Source organism: Ruegeria sp. D3 (assembly GCF_056534465.1).
The window spans coordinates 16,646-38,280 of the sequence record NZ_JBQFPK010000014.1 but is presented as its reverse complement, the minus strand read 5'-3'; the positions used below and the strand labels follow the sequence as shown (position 1 = coordinate 38,280).

The following is a 21,635-nucleotide window of genomic DNA, read 5'->3' as shown; positions in this document are numbered from 1 at the left end:
GCCAACTCGTCGGTGTCATTCAGATGAGCCGGATTTGGGGTGGTGTCTGGTTCAGTTCGTTTGGGTTCTGGACGGTTGTTTTTGGGTTTTGGACAAAACCCGGGTCGAGATGGGCGACTGAAATTTAAAACCGCCAGCGCCTCGGACGTGGGGCGTTCGAAGGCGCAAAACAAAGTTGCCACCCGGCTCGATTACGAGCTGGATGGCAACCTCTCAGAAACTATGCGAGTTCTGTGGGGGATGGTCAGTCAAACTGCGTCCGGATGCTAACAGCGCAGGCTAACCGGTCGGGTTTGTTCGGCTTTGCTTCTCCTTTTTTGCTTCACTGGGGGTGGTGTCTTAGTCGTTCCAGTCTTTGTGTTCTTCTTTGAAGTCGTCGCGACGCTCTTGGGCTTCGTCTTGCGCGTCTTCAAAATTGTCCTTTTGGATCGCGCCGCCCACAGCTCCGACTGCGGCACCAGCGGCCGCGCCACCTACGATGCTTTCACCAGCGATTCCGGCGATAGTGGCACCGACAACTGCGCCTTTGATCGCTTTGTCGGTGACGTAGTCAGCTTGAGCTGTTGCCGCCATGGTGATCAGAAGTGCGCCTGAGATCGGGGCGATAAAGAATTTCTTCGAGGTCTTCATAGGGTTCATCCTTGTTCTGGGTTAGCAGCCACCGCGGCTGCTGTGTGCCATTGAACTAGGTGACCCGATGGCCCGCTTTCTTTTGGAGACGGGACAAGGTTTTGCGGATCTTGGACATCTTTCGACCCCCGGTGCCAGCCCCTCTAGCGGCCAGCTTTACGGAATCTGGCAGGCGTGTCACCTGTCCAGCGCTTGAACGCCACCGAAAAGGCGGCCTGATCCGCAAATCCAAGCATGAAGGCTACGCGGGCAACGCCCTCACCGCTACGCAGCATGCGTTTGGACAGATCGCACAGCACACCTTCCAGAAGAGCTTTAAAGCTAGTACCCTCGGAAGACAGGTGCCGCGTCATGGTGCGGCGCGTCAGGCCAAGCTCTCTGGCTATATCGTCGCCGTTTGGTATTGGTCCGGGAAGACGTTCGCCAAGCATATCCATAATGCGGTCGGACAGGCTGCGGACTGCATCAGGCTGAGCCTTCAGCTGTTATTCCCCGTGCCGACGCAAATGCCCAAGCAAGTTGGGATCCGCAGTCGGGATCCGAAAACTCATGCCATTTGGAGGCAGGGCCAAAGCATATCCTGCTTTGAGCCCTTCGACGGGACAGCCAGCAAGTTCGGCCAGCTTCTTGCAATGCTCGGTATCGTCCGTTTCCAGTTCAATCGAGATCGGGGCAAGCCCACCCGAGGTGATCTGTTGAACGCGTTTATAAAGACCGAAGATCAGCAATTCGCGGTGGCGCGGGTATTGATGTGCTGGGATCACATTGCTTTCCAGCGTAATCCTCGGCTCACCAGGTGCTCCTACGACGTCCAGGCGCAGGTCAGGGTCTTGCATTGCGTAGAAGCGCTGGGTCAGTGCCAGCGCATCTTCAATCGTTTCAGCCGCCCGTACGATATATGCCAAAAGCGTCCCAGGACCTTGCGCCGAAAGACCCACCCGCGCGGCAAAGGTTTTATCTTCCAAAACCCGGCACGCTGTTTCGACTGCGCCTGCCTCATGTAGCAGCTCGATGGTCGCGTCGGGGCTGTCGAGGATATCATAGGGCGCCCCCGCCATTTCCAGTATTTCTTGAAACGGAATGCGCGCGCCGGGTTCTTGCGAATAACGCAGCCCGACGTTTTGCAGCCTGTAAGCACTGACGCGTGGCACTTTTGCGTCCTCCTCTGATTGGCACGCAAACCCTTGCAGTCGCTGCAATTGTCCAAAAGCCAACAACAAATGTCCAGAACCCTAAGGATCGGGGGCGTGACGACGGTTAGGTCCGGGTCATCAGAAAGGACAAGGCAATGATCTACTTCGCAAGGTACTACCGCGTATTTAAGGCAATCCACGACTCTGCCCGACAGGAATGTTCCGGCGGAAACATGCGCGGCTTGCACACTTCGTCGCTTGGCGAACAAACCCCGAATGGGCGCCGCTGGGATCCCCCCTACAAGCCGCCTGAACAGCCTTCGGAACCCTCAAAACAACCGACCGAAAATTGACGTTCTTCGGACACTTTCATCTTCGCGCACGGAATGGCTGCGCAACAAAAGGACCTGAAACATGAAACCACCCGCGTTCCTGATGGCGCCCATACTAGGGCTCATCTCAACTCCTGCCTTTGCCGCTGGCGGCGATCCCAGATGGTGGGTCGCGCCCAATCAAACCGATACCTATGCATGGGTAGGCTTGATCGTTCTCGCCCTTGCGATACTGCTGGTCGTGCACCTGTATGCGCGCTTTGAACGCTGTACCGAACACAAATCAATCGGCACTCCGCTGCGGACAACTATTCCGACGATGCTGACCGTGGCATTGGCGTATGAGCTGATGCCTGCACTCAGCCACTTTAGCAGCCTGCTGCCGGGCGCCCTGATCCTGACCGCAATCGCTCGCGACTTCATGCTGTGGTGGCGCCCTGCTAAAGAGGAGATGGTGAAATGATCGAACTTCTCGTCACATCTTTTCCGTTTGTCCTGCGCGTGATCTATCTGAAATGGCGCGGGATGCCCGTAACGCTCTACAACGTTCACCGCGCCGTCTTTATGTGGTTTGTACTGGCCCTGATCGTCTTTTTTGCGGTGTTCTACTACTATCCCAAGTCTTACACCGGCCTTGTTCCGTTCCGGACTGTACCTGTCGTGGCCGAGAATGGTGGGACCGTCACGGACGTCTTCGTGAAGGGCGGAGACCATGTGCAGCCTGGTGATCCGCTGTTCGCTGTCGAGAACGCGTCTGAACAGGCCGCGGTTGATTTCGCGCAGCGCAAAGTAGAGGAAATCGAAAGCGCGAAATTGGCGGCCGAGTTGCAAGTCGAAACGGCACAGGCCGTTCTGGACGCGGCGCTCACCGCCAGAGAGCAGGCAAAACTTGTTCTGTTGGATCACCGCGCTCTGCAGGCCAAAGGATCTGCCGCGTTTCAGGTAAGCCAGTTGGAACGCGCCCAGGCGACCTTGGATACGCGTGAAGCAGAGGTTGAAGCCGCTGAGACACAACTGGGTGTAGCGCAAGTTCAGGCGAACGCCGTTTTGCCAGCCCAGCTTGCGTCAGCGCGTGCATCGCTGAAACAGGCCCAGGTGGAACTGTCCAAGACGTTGACGCTCAGCTCGGTGGACGGAGTAGTCGAGCAGGTCACGCTCAACGTTGGATCGCGTGCCGCTCAGGCGGCCATGAGCCCAGCCATGCTGATCGTCCCTGACCGCAAAGACGCCGAGCGTGGACGTATCGTGGCCGGGTTCTCGCAGGTATCCCACACTGAGTTGTACGAAGGCATGGCGGCGGAAGTTGCCTGTGAAAGTAACTTCAACATCTCGATGCGCAATACGGTTCTTCCAGCAAGGATCGTGCGTATTCAAGACTCAATCTCTTCCGGCCAGCTTGCGCCCAGCGGTCGCCTGATTGAGCCCAGCGAAAAGGCAAAACGGGGTCAGATCGTCGTTCATCTGGACCTCGTACACCCAGAGCACCGGGAGCTTTTGGTGCCCGGCAGCGGCTGTATCGTTCAATCCTACACCACCAATTTTGAAGGTGACATGGAAGGAACACTTGTTGCGCATGGGATCCAAGCAATGGGTATCATCAAGGCGGTTGGTCTGCGGGTCAAAGCTTGGTTCGGCCTGACATCGGGTATCGGTTTGATCGGTGGTGGACACGCCTGATTGTCGATAGACCCTCCTATTCAGTAAACACGGCTCCCGATAAATGTAGGGAGCCGTTTCTGCTGTGTGCGGGCATGCCGGATGCCAAAAGAAAACGGGGTGAATAACGGTTTCCTGCCGCACAGAGAACAGTTCGATGGGTCGCTCAGGCAGTCTTTTGCAGCAAAATGACAGCTAAGTACATTAGCCCGAAATGTCAGCTTCGTCCGCAAAGCGATCGTTGAAGCGAATTGAAACTAGCGATCACTCAGACCTCAAAGCAGTCGCTCAAAAACTCAAGAGACGCTGCAACGCAGAGAACGGTTATTTGGAGCCAAAGCAGCCTTCAAATTGAACCGTTTCTCAATTGTAAGCACCGGACGAATACGTCAATTCGTAGGAATGGCTGTACAGTTCGAACACAATACCGAATGTATCTTCTACATAGACCATCCGGTAAGGTTTATCGCCCGGGTAGTAGTAACGAATGGGCATCCGCTGCTTTCCCCCCGCCGCTACAATTTTTTTCACCAGACCTTCCACGTCGGGATCTTGGATGCAAAAGTGAAATGTCCCATTGCGCCGGTAGTCTATGTTGTTTTCGGGCGCATAGTTCCCGTCGAACTCGAAAATTTCAATCCCAACGCGGTCCGCAGTCGCCATGTGAGCTATGCGCAGTTTTTTCCATTCTGGTCCAAAGACATCCGTGCACATTACACCAATATCGCTATCATCCTCCAGAACGTCCGTTGGCGGCATGATGACGTAGAAGCCAAATACCTCGGAATAAAATTTTACTGCTTCATCCACGTCCGGCACTGAAAGACCTATGTGAGAAAAGGATCGAGGCGTGTGCGACATTGTTATTCCCTTCAACTGTTGTGGACCAAGGATCAGTTTCAACAAAATGATCTGCAAGTAGAAGTTTGCTTAACAACAGAAAAGTCAAATTGAGTTTGCCAAATTTACGACCATTGCAGGCAAATCGGTTGACCCTTCGGCGTTGATCCACGGGTAGCTATCTGACCGGTATCGAAAGCGATCAAGTCAGCAATGCAGGCGTTGTTTAGCCTGCAGAAAACGTCTTTTTCTTTATTGCGTCTAAAGCCCGCCTTAGCGCGGAAGTTCAAAGTGAAGAGGTGCAAATTACAGTATTGCGCTTCTCAAAGTGCCGAATGCATTCCTAGTTCTGGTATGATTTCTTGCGTCCTAGCGACGACCGATTTCAAATACATTTGGATAAAGCCATTTTGACGTTGCCACCGGGGAACAAGATAATATTTGATCATGGGCCTGAATTGAGCTTTCGAACGCCCCCAATTTTCTATCTCTGAGTTGCGACCGCCGGCAGTTGCACGCGACCCGCGCGCTATGTCCTCAAAATGAAATCCGTCCGCATTGTTCTTCCGTATCCAACTATGAAAATGGAGGCGTGGAGTGTTGCGGATAATTGTGCTTGGCGGCCTGCTCTTGTTAGGCGAACAAGTGCGCGCCGTTGAGCTTGGCGCGAAGTTTGACTCGATCGACGGGGGAACCTTGTCTTTGTCAGATTGGAATGGTCAACCGGTTCTAGTTGTCAATACGGCATCCCAATGCGCGTTCGCCCGTCAATACCAGAGGCTTCAAGACCTTTATGATCGGTATCGCAACCGCGGACTGGTTGTCGCCGCGGTCCCCAGGGATGACTTCCAGCAAGAACTGGCAACCAACGACGAAGTGCGCGATTTCTGCGAACTGCAATACGGTACCGATTTTTCAATGAGCGTGATAACACACGTGACTGGCCCTGACGCTCACCTTTTCTTACGGTCCTTGAAAGAGGTGGAAGGATTCGCGCCAAGGTGGAATTTCAACAAGGTCTTGATTGGCCCTGGTGGTACAGCTGTCGAAACGTACGGCTCGATCGTTGATCCGCTTTCGGCGTCCATTACGAACGAGATCGAGGAACTCCTGCCATGAAAAACCGCTCCAGCCGGATCACACTGCCCATTCATCACAAAGCGCAAGCACCCAGATGATTGTGCGGGTATGGGACTTGAACCGTTCGTCCAGCAATGGCATCCCAAAAGGAAACCAGTCTCACGTGGGAAATGTCAGATGAAAAACCTTCTTCTAACGTGCTGCTTTGGATTTGTTTTTCTTGGGTTCACTTCGCTTCCGTCGGCTGCCCAGCCTCAGTTAGGCTGGGCGTATCAGGTTGATGGGCTTGCCGCGTTTCAAGGGGATGCGGATTTGAGTGGCGGTGGCAAGTTCTCTGCGAGTCGAGCGTTTCTACGTGCTACCGCACTTTACAATCTAGAAGGCGGAAGCAGCGTTGGGCTTTCCACCAGCTTTGGCAAGCTGGATTATAATTTCAGCCAATCTAACAACCAGCCTTGGGAAAACATCCGGGACCTTCGTGTAGCTGTTCCTGTCCGGTTTCGTGTGGGGGATACAACAACGGTTTTTGTTTCGCCACAGATCAGGTGGGACTACCAAAGCGGGGCCTCCTCATCTGACGGTAGAACCTACGGTGTTTTTGCAGGTATTGCATGGCAACTGAACGAGCGCCTAACGATAGGCCCAGCCTTTGGTGCGTTTTCCGAATTAGACGAAAGCGGTACTGATTTTTTTCCGGCTCTGCTTATCGACTGGGACATAAATGAACGTTGGAATTTGAACACTGGCTCTGGTGTCGGAGCAACGCAAGGCCCCGGGTTGTCACTAAGCTACGCTCTAAACGAGGCTATCGACCTTTCGTTAACCGCACGATCAGAGAGAATTCGTTTCAGGTTGGATGGGGATGGCGTCGCCCCTGATGGGGTGGGTGAAGATAAGAGTATCCCTGTGGTTCTTTCTCTTGGGTACAATCCGAATCCTGGGGTTTCAATGAGCGTGTTTGCGGGCGCAGAATTTGATGGCCGCCTGACTTTAGATGATGCGAATGGAGCAGAAATCAGTCGGCAAAGCTATGACACTGCGCCGTTGGTTGGGCTGGCGTTTAGGGTCAGGTTCTGATCACGGCATCGAGCCAGTTTGCCATACGTGTGCAGAGGTTTTCTCGCGGCTGAGTCTGAACCACCGCTTTTTCCGCAAAGCCGAAGTTGGCTGCTACTTCTTTGAATGGCTGCTCTGCGGACAAAGCTGCCGTTCACCGCCGCGCGGCGCTGGGACGTAGCCTGAATATCCGGTTCGCGGACAAGGTGGCCGTTGGTTCCATAAACAAAACGGCCGTTCTTGGGTTTAGAGTATGCGGATTTCGTAAAGCGGGCAGGATTACGTGTCTTCTCTTCCGCAAGCACAATATCTCAATTGGCACCCTTATTGGATGCTGAAGAGGCCGCTACCAATCGAATTTCCATCATATCTCTAGGTCCAAACGCGGCTTCCAAAACGGGCGGAAGAGTTCAATCTTGGGGCATCGGTTCATCACGACTTTAAGGCCCGCCGCTTCGGCGAGTTGCGCTGCTTTGTCGTCGTACACACCGATTTGACCCCAAAGAACTTTTGCCCCGATTGCGATAGCCTTCTCGGCAAAGGCATAAAACTCTTCCTTCGGGCGAAAAACGTCTACCATATCAACATGTTTGTCGATCTCTTCCAGCGAGTGGTAGACCTTGAGCCCTCTAATTTCCGAAACATTCGGGTTAGGATTCACCGGTAGAATTTCATAGCCGATTTCACTCAGCTGTCGCAGAACGCCATAGCTGAATTTCGTTTTGTCTGCGCTAGCCCCCACCATTGCAATGGTTTTAACCGACTGCAGGATGTCTGCGAGGTATTTGGGGTCGTAATCGTAGATGCGGTCGATATCTGCTTCGGGCATCGGTTAACCTTCCTTCGGCGTCGCAATGTCAGCCTTGAGTTCGTGGGGTTTGAGAGGGTCGAGAAACGGATTGCGGTACAGCTTGTCATGGCTCTCGACCCCGATCTCAAGCGTGATGTCGGATGTCGGACGCGCCACGCAAAGGATCACATAGCCGTTCGCGATTTGCCGATTATTCAGCGCAACCTGTCGGCGTTGATCGATCGCGCCAGTCTGTAGTTTTGCCGCGCAGGTAATGCAGCCGCCATACTTGCACCCAAAAGGCAAGTCGACGCCCTGTTCTCTCAGCGTTTCCAGAAGTGGACGCCGCGCATCCACACAGTATTGCGCGCCATCTCTGTTCGCGATCGTCACGGTATACATAGTCATAGCCAGATATCGCTTGTGCAATCACCGCCCGGATACCGGCTCTCGTGACAGCGCGATGGACCATTCGGTTCTTTGCCAAAGTCCACAATGAAATCCTCGTTGATCTTCATACCGCCGTTTTCAGGGTCGCAATCGATCATCACCATAACCCCACCCTTTTCGCGGATCTCGGGATAGAACTGGTTATCCCAAGTCGAGAACAGCGAGGTCGTGACATAAAGCCTTCGCCCGTCGAGAGAGAGCTGGAACATTTGCGGACCACCCGCGACCTCAACCCCGTTAACGATCGGAGCTTTACCCAAAAGGCCCCCCATAAACACTTGTCCGGTCAGCTTAGGATTATGCGGGTCGGTGATGTCATACTGGCGCATATCTCCATGCAGCCAATTGTTCAGGTACAAATATTTGTCGTCCATCGAGATCAGGATCGCCGACATAACTCCCGGCAACGGGATCGGCCATTCGGGGTGCATCTCGTTTTCCACGTCGATGATCTTTTCCCACCGCCACTTTTTAGCATCGTCTTGCCACCAATGGATCACATTGGTCGAAAGAGCTGCGCCACAGAACCCATGCGTGCTGTCGGGGTCATGGTGGAACTTGACTTCCAGTGGCAACAGTCCGTCTTCACCCAAATAGAAGCTTTCGACCGGTTCGCGCTTTTCAAAATCCCAAAAATGCAGCTCCCGCCCATATTTCAGATGGCCCACTTCTTCCAGATCGAAGCCTGGCATGAAGGTATTGGGCGCAGCCCATTCGGAACTGACCATCACGTTGTGGCGTGGTTGGTACCAGAAATCGTAGCCAAACTTGATATCGCCCATCGAGGTTTCCCAGCGACCGACGATGTTGAACTCTTTGTCGAGATGCAGATAGCCTCCAGGAGCCTCACCCTTGGCATTTCCAAGGAAGGAAATGATGATTTCCGAGCCCAAACAGTGCACCGTATGCGGGCCCGATAGATCTGCCTTGGCCTTGATTTCGGCCCCGTCGATGATCTTATGCAACCGCGGCGCACGCGGGTCAGTGGCTGTATCAACGATGTGAAGGTTGTTAGAGCGTACGCCCGGCAGGATCAGGTATTTGCGGGACATCGAGCCGTCGTCGTGACAGGACGAACAGGCGTTCCACCCCATGTGGTGAAGCTCGTCCCCAATCCCCGGCATTTCCAGCCTATGGATTACCTGGGAATAGGTCGGGCTGTCAGGGTCGACATCCACTGTAGCAAGGTAATCAGGTTTCTGGATCCCTGTCCCAGTGTAGATGGCGATCGTGTAGAGTAGCTTTTCTCGGGGGGCTTTGATGGCTTCTTGCGGACTCTTGAAGCCCGGCCCGCAGCATTGTCCATCCATCGAGTGCTCCTCCCTTGATTCCCTAAATTGTATCGTATATCGAAAATTTAGTTATCATAAAGTGAGAAAAATGCATCTCGAACGATTAGCGCTGATTTTGGAAATCGTTGGTCAAAAAGGACGTGCGTCCGTAGCGGATATCTGCGCCCAGTCCGATATACCTAAACCGACGGCCTACAGGCTGGTTCAAGACCTTGTTTCATCCGGCCTCCTTGAATCACCAACCCGAGGTGAGTTCGCGATTGGGAACAGGCTAAAGCATATCACGTTGAGCAATCACTCTGATCCCGCTCTTTTGCAAGTGATTGCGCCTCTCCTCTCTGGTGCCGCGAATGACTACGGCGCTGCGTTTTTCTTGTCTCGGCTACGGGGCCATTGGGTTGAGATTATTCATGTGGAGACACCGCAGACGGGCGTGTCTTTTCTTCATCCAGGTATGGGCAAACGACCAATGCACGCGTGCTCTTGCGCCAAGGCAATCGCCGCCGTGTCGCCTGAGCTGCTGTCTCAAGACCGATTGGATGGGCAGCTTAAGCGGTACACAGATCACACGATTACGGACCCTAAGGATCTGGCTGCGGAACTCGATGTCATTCGAGCAAAAGGGTATGCTGAATGTGTTGAAGAGCTCGAGCGCGGGATCAGTTCTGTCGCAACAACGCTGACTAAGACAGGTGTTGGTGCAACGCTTTCAATCGGCGCTACGGCGTCTCTTCGGGTGTTTACACCTTCGAAGCGAGAAAAGATTGGGCATACACTTACCACAATGTCACACGAACTTGCACGCGCGCTAGGATGGGGTGAAGCAGATAAAGAAAGGATACCCGCTTAGGTTCATGGGTATCGCAGTGCTGTAGGTTAACGCCATTCTGCAGGACAGGTGTGTTTTGCGACCTTCGCCGCTTTTAGGTCAATGAGGGAGACAAATATGGACGATGCAATGTTTGGCGGGTTCTTCGTGATCAACGTAAAGCCCGAGTTTCGGCAGGCCTTTTTGGAGGCCAGCATCTTCCAGGCGCAAAATGTTGTCAGTGAAGAACCCGAAGTTTTCCAGCTTCAAATTATGGTGGATGAGACAAATCCAAATCGTTTCTATTTCTACGAAGTGTTCAGGAACGAAGCTGCAGTTCAGGATTATTGGGACTCTGAAACTTTCAACAACTGGTTAGACACAGTCCATAAGATGCTGGATGGCGAGATTGAACTTGTTGCCAGGATGCGCTCGCTTTTTCCGACGCCAAAAGGTTTCAAGGCGCAAAAAGCAAGCCTGCTACTATGGTAAAATTGACCGACGTTTGAAGCTATCTCCGGTGCGAGAAAATTATGGATTTTGGTGCTGGTCCGCGTTGGGCTCGAAGCAGTCTTTTGCTGTGTAGTGCATCAATTACCGCAGCGCGGGGCAAAGCTGCGGATAAGTCAGTTCGTTAGGATTTGTGATGACGGCCCAAACCTGCCGTTGAGCAAGCTGCGCGCGCGGCACTACGGCTTCACCATCGCGGTCACTCAACAGCCAACCGGAATACAGCAGGGGCAGTCCACCATCCAGAAATTCGCTGCAGGCGCGCAGTTCTTACGCCACAAGAGGTTAGGCGCGCCTGTACGTTGGATAACTTACTGGTTTTTCCATCCTTCAATCAGACCGACCGCCGCCTCGGCGTAGCTCCGCGGAAACTGATCCGAGGTTCGAGCTTTCATGATCGTATGAAGGCCCAGCAAAAGACTTATCAGCACCCGTGCGGCCTCATCCGGATCGAACTCGGAACGGATGGCCCCGTCAGCCTTTGCTCGCCTCAGTATCGTCGCAAACCGCCCCTCCAGTGCGGTCAGGTACCGCTCGATTCGCGCGTTGACCTCAGGGTCAGAGCGATCGAATGAACTGATCGAATTAAAGGCAAGACACCCGGCATCCTCAATCTTTGGCATCCGCTCGGTTGATGCGATGCCCCGAAACCAACCAGCCAGATCACCCAGCGAATAGATTTCGGGATCAGGGAAATGTCGGGCCTCGGCATTGTCCAGATAAGTATCAAGAGTCTTTAGGAAAAACTTCTCCTTCCCACCATAGGTGGTTTGCAGTGTGAACCGGGTCAGCCCCGTCTCCTGCTCAAGCTCCCGCGTGCTGGCACCGTGGTATCCGCGCCGCCAGAACAGGTCCAGCGCCCCTGCCACCGCACTGTCGTGATCCGTCTTCCGTTTGCGCGCCACAGATTTCTCCTTGCATTTTCTATCCGCGTGGATAGTAATTTGTTCCTATCCACATGGATAGCATCGTAGACGCACGGCGGCAAATACCGTGCGACCCAGCTGAAACGGAGACCTGTCATGACCGCCATTGACCCGACAACCGGGGCCACAAAGCCCGTCACTTTGCGCGTGATCTTCATCCTGAACGCGCTGAAAATCCTGCTGGCCTTTGGCTTCTTCGCCGCCTTCAAGTTCTACGGCCTGCAGGTCGGAGAGCTGGTCGGCCCACAGGCCGCCAGCCTGATGCTCTATACGATGCTGGGGTACATGTTGACATTTTCCTGCATCGTTGCGTCCATCCTCAAACGCAGCCTGATCGGTATTCGCGCTGCGACTGCCATTGATTTTCTGGTCTCGATCCCTGCCACCTCGGTCATCGGCTTTGTCATCGCGATCATCAGCATGGGCCTGACCTTCACCGCATCTGTCCGCGCGTATTTTTCGCATCGCGGCTGAGAAAAGCGCTCCGATGGTTCACCCAAACAAGATCGAAGGGCAATGTGTCTGCGGCGCAGTGCGCTATCGAGTGCAGGACGACATGGCCGCCTTCAAACTCTGCTATTGCAACTTTTGCAAAAAGGCCTCGGGCTCGGCCCATGTTGCGAATGCGTTCACCTCGCCCGACCGGATCGAATGGCTGGAAGGCCAAGAGCAATTTACATCTTTCGATGTGCCCAATTCCCAAGTTCGTCGGGTGTTTTGCCGAAACTGCGGGACGACGCTGCCATTCGAGACTCAGAACGGCAAGTTCCTGGCTGTCCCCTTGGCAGCCTGTCACGCCCGCCGTCCCAACCCGGTAAAGCGATTGTCGGCTGGGCGTCCCGCCCCGCATGGTATGATGAGGCGCTGGGTTTGATCGAAGAAACGCATAATGCTGAAAGGGCGGCTCAATGAGTACCGAACAAGAGATCTCACCCGACTTCCCGTTTGAATCGAAGTATGTCGAGGTGGATGGGCAGCGCATCCACTATGTCGACGAAGGCGAAGGCGCGCCCGTTCTATTTCTGCACGGCAATCCGACCTCATCCTATCTTTGGCGCAACATCATCCCCTATGCCGCCCGGCAGAACCGCGCTATCGCAATGGATCTGATCGGTATGGGCAAGTCGGATAAGCCGGATATTCCCTACCGCTTTGTCGACCACGTTCCCTACGTTGACGGGTTCATCAAGGCGTTGGGACTGAAGGACGTGACGCTCGTCATTCATGATTGGGGCTCCGCATTGGGGTTCCATCATGCGCACCGGCATCCTGAGAACATACGCGGCATTGCCTTCATGGAAGGTGTCGTGCGTCCTATGACCTGGGCCGGATTTCCGCCAGATTTCCGCGCCGGGTTTCGCATGATGCGGACGCCCGGTCTTGGGTGGCTGATGATCTCGGGGCTGAATATGTTCGTCGAAAAAATTCTGCCAAGTGCCATCGTGCGTGATCTGACACCGCAAGAAATGTCGCAGTATCGTGCGCCTTTTTCCACTGCGCGCAGCCGCAAGCCGGTTCGTATGTGGCCTTGCGAAATTCCGATCGATGGTACGCCTTCTGACGTTCATGAGCTCGTCAGCGCCTATAGCCGCTGGCTGGGTGACACAGAAACCCCGATGCTGATGTTCCACGCCACGCCCGGAGGCACCATCGGGCCTAAAGAGGTCGAATGGTGCCGTCAGACCATCCAGAATCTGGAAGTGGTGGATATCGGGAAAGGTATTCATTTCCTGCAGGAGGATAACCCCCATCTGATCGGAGAAAAACTGGAGGAGTGGTTGGCACGACTGCCCACATAAACCAGTGCTGCGACGTGTAGCGGTTGAGCCGTATACATAAATCGGGTTTCCTGATTGTATGCTTTGACAATTATCCAGCGCGTTCAAAGGCCAAGCACCGGAGGGAAACACTGTTGAATCTGATGATCCCGATACCCTTGATACTGGCGGCTGTACTGCCCGCATTTCTGGACCGGTGCTCCGGATCCGATACCAGCGTTGCTTTGGGCGTATTGGCGCGCGACCGGGTGGCCTTGACCGCGACGGCCAGCGAAATCGTCGTCGAATTACCGGTTGCAGAGGGAACTGTGGTCAAGGCAGGTGACACGCTGGTTCAGCTTGACCCCACCCTGCAAAGCGCAAAACTGGCACTGGCGCAGGCTGAGCTGGAAAAGGCGCAGGCCACGCTTCTGAAACTGCAGGTGGGGCCGCGTGAGGAGGAGATTGCGATAGCCGAAGCCAAAGTCGCGGGCGCTGTTGCACGCCTTGCCGATGCCGAAGCCATTTATGACCGAAACGCCAGACTGGTCGAGAACTCGGTCGTGACCGAAGCGCAGGTGGCAAATGATCTGGCCCTGCGCGATTCTGCCCGGGCAGAACTGGCCAGCGCTCAGCAATCGCTGAAAGAGCTGCAGAACGGCACCCGCCCCGAAGACCTTGCGGTTGCCGAAGCCAACGTACGGGCCGCCGAAGCGATGGTTTCCGCCGAGCAAACCGTTTTGGACGACTTGACGGTTACAGCTACCCGCGACGGCGTGCTGGATTCCCTGCCGTGGAATTTGGGCGAACGCGTAACATCCGGTAGTCCGGTGGCCGTGATGGTCACAGGCCAGACGCCTTACGCGCGCGTCTATGTTCCGGCGCCGCATCGCGTCAATCTGAAACCCGGCGACACGCTGGAAGTGCGCGTTGACGGGCTAGCCGATCCGTTGGACGGCGTGATCCGCTGGATAAGCGACGACGCGTCTTTCACGCCATATTACGGATTGAACCAGGATGACCGAACCCGGCTTGTCTATTTGGCCGAGATTGACCTGCCCACTGCAACACCGGACCTGCCCGCCGGTGTACCAGTGCAGGTTCCCATGCCATGAACGATGTCGTCGTCTCAACGCAGGGTCTGACCCGTCGGTTTGGGGAAAACACCGCAGTCAACAATCTGGACCTTGAGATCAGAACGGGCCAGATTTACGGGTTTCTCGGCCCCAATGGCTGCGGCAAGACCACGACCATGCGGATGCTGACCGGCTTGCTGACCCCCAGTCGTGGGGCGATCTCGGTATTGGGTAGGTCGATGCCCGAGGCAGCAGAGCCGCTTAAGAACGAGATCGGCTATATGACTCAAATTTTCTCGTATTACCGCGATCTGACAGTGCTGGAAAATCTCCGCTTCGCAGCGGAAATCTATGGCATTCCAGCGAAATCGGCCGCAAGCCGGATCGACGAGCTGCTACATACCTACGACCTGACGATGAACGTCCATCAGCTCAGTGGCAGCATGAGCGGCGGACAACGACAAAAGCTGGCGCTTGCGGCCACTGTGATGCACCGACCGAAACTGCTGTTTCTGGACGAACCGACCTCGGCCGTTGATCCCGAAACCCGCCGCACCTTCTGGGAGCAACTGTTCGATCTGGTCGATCAGGGCGCGACCATGATTGTATCCACCCATTTCATGGACGAGGCAGAGCGTTGCCACCGGCTAGCGATCCTGCAGCATGGCGTCAAAAAGGCAGACGGGTCTCCGCGTCAGTTGATGGATGATTTGCAGGCCGATGTTGTCGAAGTTGAGGGTCCCGACCTGCGAAAGGTCAAACACGCGTTGGACGGCAAACCCAAGGTGCTTTCGACAGCACAAGTGGGTTCGCGGCTGCGTGTGCTTGTCGACAAGTCCGAGACTCAGCCTGCGGAAATGCTGCAAAAGCAGCTTGTTGGGTTTCCGGACCTGTCGCTTACGCCGCAACGCCCAAATCTGGAAGACGTCTTCGTCAGTGCAACACGGGAGCATGAACCGTGATCTCTGCGCGCCGCATAGTCGCCGTGCTAAAGAAAGAGCTATTGCAACTGCGGCGGGACCGGATGACTTTCGCCATGGTCATCATGATCCCGCTAATCCAACTGCTGTTGTTTGGCTACGCGATCAACACTAACCTGCGTCACGTGCCTGTCGCGCTGGTAGATGAATCCAGAACCGAGCTGTCTCGCACGCTGACGCAAATCGTTCAGGCCACGCAGGTCGTCACCATCACCGAAGAACTGACCACCCCTCAAGAAGCCGAGCGCGCGATCACCGAATCCCGCGTACGTGCCGCGCTGATCATACCTCAAGACGTCAGCCAACGCCTTGCCCGCAGCCCGTCCGTAGGGCTGAGCCTGCCCAACGCAACGGATCAGACCAGCAGCCGGCCTGTAGCCCATTGGATCGTAGATGGCTCAGACACGATGGTCGCCAGCGCAATTAAATCTCTGCGAACGATGCCCTTGACCGAATTACTGAAACAGCCTCCAAACCGGCAAGTACCCACGTTCGAAGTCACGCTCTACTTCAACCCTGAACAGCGATCGGCGGTGAATATCGTGCCGGGCCTTGTCGGAGTCATACTGACTATGACGATGATCCTGTTCACCTCGGCCGCCATTGTCCGCGAGCGCGAGCGCGGCAATATGGAGATGCTTATCAACACCCCGATCAAATCGATCGAGCTGATGGTTGGCAAAATCATCCCCTACATCTTTCTGGGTTTGATACAGGTCGCAATTATCCTTGGCCTTGGTCACTTTCTGTTCGATGTTCCGATCAATGGCGGGCTGGGCGTTTTGCTGGTGGTAACATTGCTGTTCATCATTGCCAGCCTGTCACTAGGACTGGTGATCTCTACACTTGCGCAGAATCAATTGCAGTCGATGCAGATGACCATCTTCGTCCTACTTCCCTCGATCCTGATGTCGGGTTTCATGTTCCCTTTCGACGGCATGCCAAAACCCGTCCAGGTGATTGCTCAGATCCTGCCGGCAACCCATTTCATGGACATGATCCGCGGCGTGGTCCTACGTGACGCCTCGCTCTACGAGTTGCGCTGGGGTATTCTCTGGATGATCGGATTTGCGGTATTCGGATTGTTGGCGGCCACTCTAAGATTCAAGAAACGGTTGGGTTGAAGACGGCTGGGCCCGGAATACTGAGAAAATAGACTTCTGTTACGACCTGTACCCAAGACATTGCAAAGTCAGCTTTCTGCGCACTGCTGCGATTGGGGCATCGCGCAGCATCGGTCAAAGTGGGCTCGGTGCAGACATCCGACTAGTTCTGTCGAATGACTACTTTGTGTCGGTTACCAGCCCTTGCCCAATCAATGGATCAGCTTCTGCAGCGTCTTGTCTGTTCGGATCAATTCATTGATGGTCTTGCGCAGTTCCTCAGCTTCTCTGGACCTTTGTCCATGTCTCCAGGACAGATGGTCGGGTCCTGATGCATGCCCGCCGCCTGCACCAAGAATTCGGCAAACACGCCAGCCTCGAACCGCCGGAGCTTTGCACCGCTTGCCGGTGGACTTTGCCGTTGCTGTGCACTTGGGTGCATCATTGAGTCTTTTCGTAGGGTCCATGAGGTTGGCGTCACTTTTTGTCATCCGACCGCCCCCGTTTTGGACATTGCCTACGATACTTTAGAAAAACAACGTGTTGTGGCGGAAAAGTAACGGCGCAGCCTGCTCCGCCGAACTTGTTTTTGGGCCAGCGGGATTTGGACGAGCCAAACGCCTCTGGCCATCAGGGGTAAGGTGCTGGATGAAGGAAGTGAGGCGAAAATGGTAAGGTTCTGTCGCTGGTGGCAGAAATATGTGTCGCTTCACAAAGACTATGGAACGTCACTAATTTCTGACTCAATCGACGCACAAAAACCCAATAAATCGGTCAACCACGTCTTTTAATTCCGACCCATACGTCAAGCATTTCTGACCCAATACCGGTAGCCGCCATTCATTGAAGCTACGGCCAAAGTCTGTTGAGAGCCCACTTTGGCCGGTGCTGCGCGTTGCCCCAATGACAGCAATGCGCAGAAAGCAGACTTTGCGTCGACAACCATGCGACGCGTTTCATCAGTATCTGATCAGAGTATCCACTATCGCTTGCCGCGTTGCGTCATCATTCTGGAAAATCCTGCCGGCAAGAAACTCAGATGGAAACTCCGGCCACGTTTTGCGCATTTCGGTGATAAGTCGCTGAGCTTCTTCGGTATGTCCCAACTGATCCTGCGCAACGGCTTGGAACAGGAGAGAAGGAGCACTCACAGGCGCACCGGCTGCGGGCGCTCCTTTAAAGGCGTCTACTACCTTTTCGTATTTCCCGAGCATCAGTTGCGATACACCCCAGATGTTTCGTGCGCCAAAGCGGCCCGATCCTGACCTTGATCTTTCTGGATCGCTAACCTCAGCCGCAAGTTCTGGGGCACCCGCCATGATGGCGGTGATGCCGACAAGATCCAGAATATGACCATCATTCGGCGCAAGCTCGACCGACAGTCTTGCGTATTTCATAGCCTCGACTGGATTGTTTTGGGTGGCCAACACCCAACCATTTGCACCGTTTGCCCATGCGTCAGTGGGAGATAGATCAAGCGCTCTTTCCGACATCACGGAAGCTTGGCTAAAGAGGGCATCTCTTTGTGCCTCATCAGGGGACAGCATGGCCAAAGTCGCCAGGACCTGTGCCGATCCGGCATAACCGTCCGAGAGTGCGGGGTCGAGCTCCGCGGCATGCTGAAACATTCCCAGTGCTATTTGCTGGCGCTTGACGTCGAAAACAGGAAAAAACATTCCTCGGGCCTGATCCGCAAGATTAGCCGCTTGAAGCCTTGTCAAAGACTGCTCGCCAAGAGCGGTTCGCTCAGCCTGTTCGATGGATTGAGTTGTGGGCAAGACCACCTTGTTATCCCGAGTGAACCAAAAGCCTGTCACCGCAATCAACGCCAGGCAACCCAGCCCAAGTGGGAGCACTTGCTGTAGACGTCGATGCCCGCCAAGCAATTCGCTGTCCTGAGCATTTGAGTTGTCGCTTCTTGTCGTACTTCCTTGCGAAAACCTTGGCTTGTATCCGCCGGAATCAACAAAAATTCGAACTCCCTGACCGTCCCATTGATCTTCATAAAACTCATTCAGCAGCCGTCGCAGCCGCCTGGCTTCGACGCGGACAAGGTTTCGACCACCAGTGCCATCAATACTCCGACCGTAGACTTCAACCGCGATTGCTTTGCCACGAATCTGAGCACCGCGACCGGCAAGAGTTTCTTCGACCACGTAAGTAAGGAACTGCTGAAGTCGAGGCGAAGCTTGGAACGCGACGCTGGAAACAACGCTCTGAAGTGCCTGTCGGACAAGCTCCGGCGATGGCGGTGCAACATCTTGATCTATCGGCAATTCATTAGCTTGGTTCAAAGCGAACTCACCCCCAACTCACGGTGACTCACTTGGCGCATGTCGTCAACCGCACTCATCTTGATGTGAAAATAGATAGTGGGAACCGGGGATTATCCAGTGACTTGGGAACTGAGTGACGAGCTTCCAGATCTTTCCGATGCGCTTTCACGGCGTATCGAAACGGATGCGTTGCTCAACGAGGCAATCGAAGACCTAAAGAAAGTTACTGCGCTCTTGGATGACACATCGATCACAGCCTCAGAGCGCGCAGAATGGGCCCACATCAGATCCGAACTCGTGAACGAGCTTCGCCGGATGGTGAAGCGCAACCTTCGTAGCATTTCCAACTAAGGGCACAGCCATGACAAAAGAAGACAACGGCAAAGAACTTAAGCACGAACAAATCCAGAAATCTGACGACATCGAAAACCCTGCCCGGCGACACGTTATGCAGGGACTGGCAGCAGGTGCGGTCGCAACCGGCGCCGTAAGCTACGGTACAGGAACTGCACAGGCGCACCCCGGTGATGGACCACTGGGCGAAAGCCTAAAGAACCCTTACGGCGGTCGGCCTGCCGGGGGCATCACTCTGCCGGATTACTTCCGTCCTACCAAATACATGACGGGCTCGAATGCGAACTATTTCCCGCTTTCCGAGGACCTCGGGCCCGACGAAATGCGGATATCGTTCTGTGGTTCCACCCCATTTCCGCCCCGCGAAGATCAGGCTGGCACCTGTATCATGGTCGAACTGGGTAACGGAAAGCGTTTCTTCTTCGACTTCGGCTCGGGCTGTGTCCGCAACATTATAGGGATGCAGGTTCCTGGTCAGTTGATCAACGACATCTTCATTACGCACCTGCATGTCGATCACTATGCCGACATCCCTTACATCTACCCGTTTCGGGCTTGGTCTGGTGGATACACGCCGCTGCGCATTCACGGTCCTTCTGGTCGGACACCAGAGCTTGGTACAGCCGGAATGGTGAAAGGCATGCAGCAGATGCTCAAATGGCATCTGGAGGCCTTCGATGTGTTCCCGATTGGAGACGGCTACGAGATCGACGTCAATGAATTCGATTTCCGCCAAGAAGGCGGCATCGTCTATGACGAAGATGGTGTGACTGTTCGGTCCTGGCCTCGTAGCCACGCCAAGGACGGAGCTGTGGGGTATCGGCTGGATTGGAATGGCCTGAGCTTTGTTTGGACCGGCGATGGCCGCCCTGATGAACTGAGCCTTGAATACGGAAAAGGCGTCGATGTGTTTGTGACCGAAATGTCCGGACAGGATATCGGTCAGTTGATGACCTACAAGTACGGTCTGCCGCAAGAGCTGTTCAACTATACAATCGATACGCATCATACATCGCACTATGCGGTCGGTAAGATGATGGCTGAGGCGCGCCCACGGCTTGCAATGGTAACCCACTATACGCAAGACGAGGACATCGATGCCGAAATGCTAGCGGGAATCCGAGCCCATTATGATGGGCTGTTCGCCTGGGGGTTGGACGTCGCCGTCGTCAACGTAACCAAGGATGCAATCTGGTATCGGAAGGCGACGCTTCCCGGAAAATCTGGTTCAGTCGCGCCCTTCCGCGAACTGGGTAAAATGGAAGCAGAAGGCAAGATCACGTTGCCGGATGAAATCAAGCCGCCTGCGCCGCGGTCGTCGCGTGCCGAACAGCAAGACCAGAAATACCGCGATATGGAGATCGATCCTAAAGAATACTATCCAGCTGACGTATTCCGCGCTCCCGATCCCGAGTGGCCCAGCGATTTCGTAATCAAGGTCGATGACGTGATCCCGAACCGCAAGAAGAAGGCGGAGTAACGACATGATCGAAATTGGGTCGTCATCCGCAATTCCTGTAACGATCCTTACCGGCTTTCTCGGAGCCGGTAAGACAACACTTTTGAACCGCATCCTGACAGGCAATCACGGGTTGCGGGTTGCGGTTCTGGTGAATGACTTTGGATCAATAAACGTAGACGCCGACTTGGTCGTCGGTCTCGAAGATGATGTGATGAGTTTGGCAAACGGCTGCGTGTGCTGCTCGATCCGAGATGACCTGATCGAAACGGTAGAGGCTGTTCTCGCCCGGCCTGAGAAACCGGAATACATCGTCCTCGAAGCAAGCGGAGTGTCGGACCCGTCATCAATTGCAATGACATTCACCGATCAGAAGTTTCGGGACATGATCCGCTTAGACAGCCTCATGTGCCTGGTCGATGCGGAACAGCTCTTTTCTGCGCCAGAACAAATGGAACTGAAGCTCCGTCAAATCGCGTTCTCGGACATGGTTATTTTGAACAAGGTCGACCTCGTCGACAGGGCGGCTGTTCAAAGGGTGCACGATTGGCTTGGGTCTCGCTTCCGTCGGTATCGTCTTGTCGAAGCGGTCAACGCGGATGTCCCACTGGATATTCTTCTTTCTGTTGGCCGCTTTGCCGCCGAACAGCTCGAAACAGAAGTACCCGATCATCACGAACATGGACCGGATTGTGGTTGCCACCACTCTGATCACTCGGACAGCTTCTCAACAACTATGATGAAAGCTGAAAGCCCGATAAGCTTGTCTTCTCTTCGGAGTGCAATTCGGAAGCTTCCCGGCGACGTTTATCGCCTCAAGGGCTTTGTTTTTAGCGAGGAGGATCCGGATCATCGCATTCTTGTACAGGTAGTCGGAAAACGCATGGACATCGCAAGGGATGGCGCATGGGGCCACCGAAAACCCGAAACCAGGCTTGTTGCAATAGGCGCACCCGGAGCTCTTTCGGATTACGAGCTTTCCGATGCGTTGTTAGCAAGCGCATAGCGGCAAGTTCGACAAAACTTGTTTGCGTGTTTTTCTTGAATTCCAACACGTAACAGCTCGAAAGCCCGCAGCGCTGAGGACCAAAAAGTGGAGAAATACCCTATTGCTTAAGCAGTTTAGG

At 54.5% G+C, this 21,635-nt stretch carries 24 protein-coding genes; 15 read left to right on the top strand and 9 right to left on the bottom strand.

What is annotated here, in order from left to right; translation table 11 throughout:
- Positions 1-339: 339 nt before the first annotated feature.
- The 3 genes from ACR0DX_RS18275 to ACR0DX_RS18265 form a co-directional block, all read right to left on the bottom strand.
- Positions 340-630 carry a hypothetical protein gene (locus tag ACR0DX_RS18275; protein WP_170356613.1) on the bottom strand — a complete coding sequence of 97 codons (291 nt, stop codon included), beginning with the start codon at positions 628-630 and terminating at the stop codon, positions 340-342.
- 143 nt (positions 631-773) lie between these two features.
- Complete coding sequence (locus ACR0DX_RS18270; protein WP_480846973.1) at positions 774-1,061, bottom strand: helix-turn-helix domain-containing protein; 288 nt, start codon at positions 1,059-1,061, stop codon at positions 774-776.
- Positions 1,062-1,115: 54 nt separating this feature from the next.
- Positions 1,116-1,781 (bottom strand): AraC family transcriptional regulator ligand-binding domain-containing protein, encoded by a 666-nt coding sequence (locus ACR0DX_RS18265; RefSeq protein ID WP_480846971.1) that lies wholly within the window; start codon positions 1,779-1,781, stop codon positions 1,116-1,118.
- A gap of 396 nt (positions 1,782-2,177) precedes the next feature.
- Here ACR0DX_RS18265 and ACR0DX_RS18260 point away from each other — a divergent pair, with 396 nt between their 5' ends.
- Both ACR0DX_RS18260 and ACR0DX_RS18255 read left to right on the top strand, forming a co-directional pair.
- Complete coding sequence (locus ACR0DX_RS18260) at positions 2,178-2,558, top strand: hypothetical protein (protein ID WP_170356581.1); 381 nt, start codon at positions 2,178-2,180, stop codon at positions 2,556-2,558.
- Positions 2,555-3,772, top strand: a complete 1,218-nt coding sequence (locus ACR0DX_RS18255) for an HlyD family secretion protein (RefSeq protein WP_170356611.1) — start codon at positions 2,555-2,557, stop codon at positions 3,770-3,772. The genes ACR0DX_RS18260 and ACR0DX_RS18255 overlap by 4 nt, the downstream gene beginning before the upstream one ends.
- 342 nt (positions 3,773-4,114) lie before the next feature.
- Here the strand turns inward: ACR0DX_RS18255 and ACR0DX_RS18250 are convergent, their stop codons facing one another.
- Positions 4,115-4,612: a lactoylglutathione lyase family protein gene (locus ACR0DX_RS18250; RefSeq protein WP_480847020.1), complete on the bottom strand. Its 498-nt coding sequence runs from the start codon at positions 4,610-4,612 to the stop codon at positions 4,115-4,117.
- A 576-nt stretch (positions 4,613-5,188) separates the two neighbouring features.
- Between ACR0DX_RS18250 and ACR0DX_RS18245 the strand changes: the two genes are divergently transcribed.
- Entirely contained in the window at positions 5,189-5,710 is a 522-nt protein-coding gene (locus ACR0DX_RS18245; protein ID WP_480846969.1) for a glutathione peroxidase, read from the top strand.
- Between the two features lie 138 nt (positions 5,711-5,848).
- Positions 5,849-6,748, top strand: a complete 900-nt coding sequence (locus ACR0DX_RS18240; protein ID WP_170356609.1) for a porin family protein — start codon at positions 5,849-5,851, stop codon at positions 6,746-6,748.
- A 343-nt stretch (positions 6,749-7,091) separates the two neighbouring features.
- On the opposite strand, the gene ACR0DX_RS18235 is transcribed toward ACR0DX_RS18240, so the two are convergent.
- From ACR0DX_RS18235 to ACR0DX_RS18225, 3 genes are read right to left on the bottom strand one after another with little or no spacing between them, the layout of a single operon-like run.
- Complete coding sequence (locus ACR0DX_RS18235) at positions 7,092-7,556, bottom strand: CoA-binding protein (protein WP_170356608.1); 465 nt, start codon at positions 7,554-7,556, stop codon at positions 7,092-7,094.
- Positions 7,557-7,559: 3 nt separating this feature from the next.
- Positions 7,560-7,919 (bottom strand): 2Fe-2S iron-sulfur cluster-binding protein, encoded by a 360-nt coding sequence (locus tag ACR0DX_RS18230; RefSeq protein ID WP_029621660.1) that lies wholly within the window; start codon positions 7,917-7,919, stop codon positions 7,560-7,562.
- 2 nt (positions 7,920-7,921) lie between these two features.
- Positions 7,922-9,277 carry a selenium-binding family protein gene (locus tag ACR0DX_RS18225; protein WP_170356607.1) on the bottom strand — a complete coding sequence of 452 codons (1,356 nt, stop codon included), beginning with the start codon at positions 9,275-9,277 and terminating at the stop codon, positions 7,922-7,924.
- A gap of 70 nt (positions 9,278-9,347) precedes the next feature.
- Here ACR0DX_RS18225 and ACR0DX_RS18220 point away from each other — a divergent pair, with 70 nt between their 5' ends.
- Together ACR0DX_RS18220 and ACR0DX_RS18215 are read left to right on the top strand one after the other, a co-directional pair.
- Positions 9,348-10,109 carry an IclR family transcriptional regulator gene (locus tag ACR0DX_RS18220; RefSeq protein WP_480846965.1) on the top strand — a complete coding sequence of 254 codons (762 nt, stop codon included), beginning with the start codon at positions 9,348-9,350 and terminating at the stop codon, positions 10,107-10,109.
- Positions 10,110-10,217: 108 nt separating this feature from the next.
- Complete coding sequence (locus ACR0DX_RS18215; protein WP_170527481.1) at positions 10,218-10,559, top strand: antibiotic biosynthesis monooxygenase; 342 nt, start codon at positions 10,218-10,220, stop codon at positions 10,557-10,559.
- Between the two features lie 329 nt (positions 10,560-10,888).
- Here the strand turns inward: ACR0DX_RS18215 and ACR0DX_RS18210 are convergent, their stop codons facing one another.
- The gene (locus ACR0DX_RS18210) at positions 10,889-11,482 is read right to left on the bottom strand and encodes a TetR/AcrR family transcriptional regulator (RefSeq protein ID WP_170356604.1); all 594 of its coding nucleotides are present in this window, start codon (positions 11,480-11,482) and stop codon (positions 10,889-10,891) included.
- Positions 11,483-11,599: 117 nt separating this feature from the next.
- Between ACR0DX_RS18210 and ACR0DX_RS18205 the strand changes: the two genes are divergently transcribed.
- From ACR0DX_RS18205 to ACR0DX_RS18180, 6 genes are all read left to right on the top strand, one after another.
- Entirely contained in the window at positions 11,600-11,977 is a 378-nt protein-coding gene (locus ACR0DX_RS18205; protein ID WP_170724740.1) for a hypothetical protein, read from the top strand.
- A 13-nt stretch (positions 11,978-11,990) separates the two neighbouring features.
- Positions 11,991-12,377, top strand: coding sequence for a GFA family protein (locus ACR0DX_RS18200; protein WP_170356602.1), 387 nt, complete (start codon positions 11,991-11,993; stop codon positions 12,375-12,377).
- A gap of 34 nt (positions 12,378-12,411) precedes the next feature.
- Complete coding sequence (locus ACR0DX_RS18195) at positions 12,412-13,302, top strand: haloalkane dehalogenase (protein ID WP_170356601.1); 891 nt, start codon at positions 12,412-12,414, stop codon at positions 13,300-13,302.
- A gap of 122 nt (positions 13,303-13,424) precedes the next feature.
- Positions 13,425-14,375, top strand: coding sequence for an HlyD family secretion protein (locus tag ACR0DX_RS18190; RefSeq protein ID WP_480847018.1), 951 nt, complete (start codon positions 13,425-13,427; stop codon positions 14,373-14,375).
- Complete coding sequence (locus ACR0DX_RS18185; protein ID WP_170356600.1) at positions 14,372-15,298, top strand: ABC transporter ATP-binding protein; 927 nt, start codon at positions 14,372-14,374, stop codon at positions 15,296-15,298. Before ACR0DX_RS18190 ends, ACR0DX_RS18185 begins: the two co-directional genes overlap by 4 nt.
- A complete protein-coding gene (locus tag ACR0DX_RS18180) occupies positions 15,295-16,440 on the top strand; it encodes an ABC transporter permease (protein ID WP_170356599.1) in 1,146 nt (381 codons plus the stop codon). Before ACR0DX_RS18185 ends, ACR0DX_RS18180 begins: the two co-directional genes overlap by 4 nt.
- Positions 16,441-17,378: 938 nt before the next feature.
- On the opposite strand, the gene ACR0DX_RS18175 is transcribed toward ACR0DX_RS18180, so the two are convergent.
- Positions 17,379-18,713, bottom strand: coding sequence for a tetratricopeptide repeat protein (locus ACR0DX_RS18175; RefSeq protein WP_170356598.1), 1,335 nt, complete (start codon positions 18,711-18,713; stop codon positions 17,379-17,381).
- A 99-nt stretch (positions 18,714-18,812) separates the two neighbouring features.
- Here ACR0DX_RS18175 and ACR0DX_RS18170 point away from each other — a divergent pair, with 99 nt between their 5' ends.
- Genes ACR0DX_RS18170 through ACR0DX_RS18160 form a run of 3 tightly spaced genes read left to right on the top strand, consistent with a single transcriptional unit; the run spans position 18,813 to position 21,514 of the window.
- Positions 18,813-19,046, top strand: coding sequence for a hypothetical protein (locus ACR0DX_RS18170; protein WP_170356597.1), 234 nt, complete (start codon positions 18,813-18,815; stop codon positions 19,044-19,046).
- Positions 19,047-19,056: 10 nt separating this feature from the next.
- On the top strand, positions 19,057-20,529 hold the full coding sequence (gene gntH, locus ACR0DX_RS18165; RefSeq protein WP_170356596.1) for a guanitoxin biosynthesis MBL fold metallo-hydrolase GntH: 1,473 nt from the start codon (positions 19,057-19,059) through the stop codon (positions 20,527-20,529).
- Between the two features lie 4 nt (positions 20,530-20,533).
- The gene (locus tag ACR0DX_RS18160; protein ID WP_170356595.1) at positions 20,534-21,514 is read left to right on the top strand and encodes a CobW family GTP-binding protein; all 981 of its coding nucleotides are present in this window, start codon (positions 20,534-20,536) and stop codon (positions 21,512-21,514) included.
- Positions 21,515-21,635 lie beyond the last annotated feature (121 nt).